Origin of the sequence: Tabrizicola sp., from assembly GCF_051645465.1 — a bacterium.
Taxonomy (GTDB): Bacteria; Pseudomonadota; Alphaproteobacteria; order Rhodobacterales; family Rhodobacteraceae; genus Tabrizicola.
Window position 1 is genome coordinate 1 of the sequence record NZ_JBOFBI010000152.1, and the last position, 3,795, is coordinate 3,795.

A 3,795-nucleotide genomic window follows, 5' to 3' on the forward strand; every position below is an offset into this window, starting at 1 on the left:
GGGACCTCAGGCAGGCGGGCGAACGCCAATATGCGGCAGGCAATTATTCCAGCTACAGGGCCTCACGGTCGGCGATGGGCGACATGGCCAGGAGCCTCGAGCGCGATCCGCAGATGGAGTCGCTACTTGCCAATCGCAAGCGCGCGCTCGGCATCAGCATGGATTTTGATCCAGGGATGAAGCTCGGGCAGCAACTGGCCTTCAGTCATCGCTTCGACCTCGTCAGAGGACTCGGGATCGGATTATGACCCGTCCGATTTGCCGCTCTTTCTTCGCCACGACCCTTTGATGTCTTGAAGTCCCTTGCGCGTCCGGGTGGCACTCGTCTGTCTGGTTCAGCAGCCGTCAGAAACAGCCAACAGAAGGCAGCACAGCCATGCCCACACCAGACCGTATCATCCGTCTCAAGACCGTCGTCTCCCGGACCGGCCTGTCCCGGTCCACGATCTACCGCAAGATCGCCGAAGGCACCTTCCCCGCCCAGCTTAGGATCAGCATCCACGGCGCTGGCTGGCGAGAGTCCGACATCGACCGCTGGGTCGACGACTCGGCCGGGTGGCGGCTGGGACGCAAGACTGGATGATGTTCCCGAGAGAGACGTCACGTGACGGTCGAGCCGAACGCCGCCAGCATTATTCTCGCATTCCGATCCGTCTCAGTTGCCCTTCACCGCCGCACTCGCGTCCGCCATTCCCATCCCGCGCAGTAAGCGGAGCGATGCGTAGTCCTGCTGCATGGGACCTTGCGGTTATCCACAGGGGGTCCTCAGTTGTAATTCGCAAGCGCAGTGATCCCGTCGCACTGGGGGGAAAGCCGCCGTTCGCTGCAGGCGCAATAGTTTGGGCCGGTTTCCCCGAAGCGGTCGCTGAGAAAACTCGGCGGTCGAGGCGGACAGTTGGGCGATCTCGCGCGGTCCGATGGAAGCCCTGGTGGCGGTCGAGGCGCGGGAGGAGTGTGGTGGAGGCGAACGAAAGCACTGATGCAAACGTTGGGGAAAGCGCCTGGGTGGGCTTGAGCCCGGGTTTCAACTCAAAAGGCTGCGGTCGCCGCGTTCGCTCATGGGACGCTCTACCTGCTGCCCGGCGCTCAGACAGGGCAAGGAAACGAGGCTGGCTTCCATTCGACCAACGCCACCTTCCTGAATCTCAGTGACTTTGATGCCTTCGGGCTATTCTGGACTTCTCCAAGCTGGAAAAACGTAGCGAAAATCCCGACCAGGATGGTCAAGCTCTGTTGGAGACGAGAGCAGGTCTACTGCTCGCGGAATGCGCGGGCCATCGAGTCGACAATCGGCTTGATGACATATTGCAGGAAGGTGCGTTCGCTGGTGGCGATAATGATCTCTGCCGGCATCCCGGGCAGCGGCTGAAAGCCATCTGGAACGCGGGCGATCTCGTCGGCGGGTAGTTCGATGCGGGCCACGTAGACGTCCCGCGAGGCCTGTCCGGCGGCCGTATCGCGGATCGCGTCGGCCGAGATGTAGAAGACCTCGCCCTTCAGCACCGGCGTCGTCCGCTGGTTCAGCGCGACCAGCCGGATCATCGCCTCCTGGCCCACCTGCATGCTGTCGATGTCGGCCCTGGCCACCATGGTTTCCACAATCAGCGGCGCATCCAGCGGCAGAATCTCGGCAATCGGCTTGCCCGGCTCGATCACTCCGCCGGGCGTGTTGTATTTCAGCTGCACCACCACACCATCGACCGGGGCCACGATTTCCGACCGAAGGCTCACGCTTTGCGCGCTGGCGTGCTGCTCGCGGACCGAGTCGAGCTCGGCCTGCATCAGTTGCAGTTCCTCCAGCGCCTCGTTCAGATAGGCGCTGCGGGCCTGTTCGACCTGGTCGACGCTTTTGTCCAGCATGAGCTGGGTCTCGCTGATCTGTGACTGCAACCGCGCAAGCTGCCCCTCGGCCTCGGCCAGACCGCGCCTGAGGGCGCTTACCGCGTCCGCGCGCAAAAGCCCTTTCTCGAGGAGAGCGGCTTTGTTCTCCAGCTCTTGGATGATGATGGCAATGAGCTCCTCCGACTTGGCCGCTTGTTCGGTGAATCCTTCCAGACGGAATTTGAGCGCTTCGGCGTTGTTTTCCAGAACGGTGATGTCGATCTCCAGCTTTTGCTGAGCCACATCAAAGGCATGGCGCTGGCTGGTGATGATCTCGGCCACCTGCGGCCGACCGGCGTTGTCGACCAGAAACGCGGGCAATGGCATGTCATCGCGGCCTTCAGCCATCGCTACAAGCCGCGCGGTGATCCCTTCCAGCCGCGCGCGGCGGAGGAAGAGCTCCTCCTCGCGTGCATAGGCGGCGGTCTGGTCCAGTCGCATCAAGGGTTGGCCGGTGACGACCTCGTCGCCTTCGCTGACCAGAATCTCGGCGATGATCCCACCTTCCAGGTGCTGCACGATCTGGTTCTTGCCGGTCGCGACGAAACTGCCCTGCGAAATCAACCCGGCGGACAGCGGCGCTGTGGATGCCCAGTAGCCGAAGCCACCCACCGCGCCAACCAACAGCAGAAGCCCGAGGACCGTATGCCAGCGCACTGAGCGGGGCACGCCTTCGTACCAGTCGAGTTCCTGATAGATGACCGGCAGCGTCATGTCAGACCCCTTGTCCATTGCCTTGCAGACGACCGCCCGCATTCCGCCGCCGGTCTTCCAACGCCTGCAGAACCTGCGCGCGGGTGCCGAACAGGGCCACTGAGCCGTCCGCCAGAAGCATGATCTTGTCGACATGCTGCAGAAGGCTTGGCTTCTGCGTGATCACCACGACGGTGATCTTGCTGGCCTTCGCCCGCTCCACTGCCCGTGCCAGCGCCAAATCGCCGCTGGTGTCGAGGTTGGAGTTCGGCTCGTCCAGCACCAGAAACCGGGGCGCGCCAAAGAACGCCCGGGCCAGTGCGATGCGCTGCTTCTGGCCGCCCGACAGGGGCGCGCCATCTGCGGCCACGATGGTTTCATAGCCCTGCGGCAGGTTGGCGATCATGTCATGGACGTCGGCCAGGCGGGCGGCCTCGAAGATCTGCGCGTCGGTGGCATCCGAGCGCATCCGCGCGATGTTTTCCTTGATCGTGCCGGGGAAGAGCTGCACGTCCTGCGGCAGGTAGCCCACGTTTTCGCCGAACTGCCGCTGATCCCAGTTGCGCAGGTCCATGAGGTCAAGCCGGACCGACCCCGAGGTCGGCAGAAGCGACCCCACCAGCATCTTGCCGAGCGTGGTCTTGCCCGCCCCGCTGTTGCCGATCACGGCCAGCGATTCACCGGGCTGCAGGCTGAAACTGATGCCGTTCAGCACGACGGTCTTGGTGCCTTGCGGCACATAGAGCAGGCGTTCCACGTCCAGCCGGCCTTCGGGGCGCGGCAGGCGCAGGCGTTCCTGGTTCAAGGGCGAATTGCGCAAGAGGGTCGAAATGCGGGCATAGGCCGACTGCGCCATTGCGAACTGGTTCCAGCCCTCGATCGCGCCTTCGATCGGGGCCAGCGCGCGGCCTGCGATGATCGAGGCCATGATGACCATCCCGCCGGTGATCTCGCCCTTGATCGCCAGATGCGCGCCCCAGCCGAGGATCACCACCTGGGTCAAGAGCCGCACGCCGCGCGAGATGCTTGCGGTGATGATGTTGCGGTCCTGGGCCAGCACCTGCGACTTCAGCGAACCGGCGGTGTCCTTGCCCCAGATGCGCACCGCTTCGGGGATCATCGCCAGCGCGTTGATGATCTGGCTGTTGCGCGACATGCTGTCGAGATGCAGGTTCGCGCGGCTTTGATGCATGTTCGCCTCGGTGAAATGCCGGGCGGTCA

General features: G+C 63.6%; 4 protein-coding genes. 2 read left to right on the forward strand and 2 right to left on the reverse strand.

From position 1 onward, the window contains the following. Together ACRCSW_RS09770 and ACRCSW_RS09775 are read left to right on the forward strand one after the other, a co-directional pair. A partial coding sequence (locus ACRCSW_RS09770; RefSeq protein WP_438704636.1) for a hypothetical protein occupies positions 1-248 on the forward strand: 248 nt, incomplete at its 5' end. Between the two features lie 128 nt (positions 249-376). Then, on the forward strand, positions 377-583 hold the full coding sequence (locus ACRCSW_RS09775) for a helix-turn-helix transcriptional regulator (RefSeq protein ID WP_438704638.1): 207 nt from the start codon (positions 377-379) through the stop codon (positions 581-583). Positions 584-1,251: 668 nt separating this feature from the next. On the opposite strand, the gene ACRCSW_RS09780 is transcribed toward ACRCSW_RS09775, so the two are convergent. Both ACRCSW_RS09780 and ACRCSW_RS09785 read right to left on the reverse strand, forming a co-directional pair. Then, complete coding sequence (locus tag ACRCSW_RS09780) at positions 1,252-2,595, reverse strand: HlyD family type I secretion periplasmic adaptor subunit (RefSeq protein ID WP_438704640.1); 1,344 nt, start codon at positions 2,593-2,595, stop codon at positions 1,252-1,254. A 1-nt stretch (position 2,596) separates the two neighbouring features. After that, positions 2,597-3,795: type I secretion system permease/ATPase (locus ACRCSW_RS09785; RefSeq protein ID WP_438704642.1), on the reverse strand; the 1,199-nt coding region annotated here is incomplete at its 5' end.

Excerpts from the sequence above, each read along its gene's own strand:
- ACRCSW_RS09780 (WP_438704640.1), bottom strand. The coding sequence starts at position 2,595 with ATGACGCTGCCGGTCATCTATCAGGAACTCGACTGGTACGAAGGCGTG.
- ACRCSW_RS09775 (WP_438704638.1), top strand. The coding sequence starts at position 377 with ATGCCCACACCAGACCGTATCATCCGTCTCAAGACCGTCGTCTCCCGG.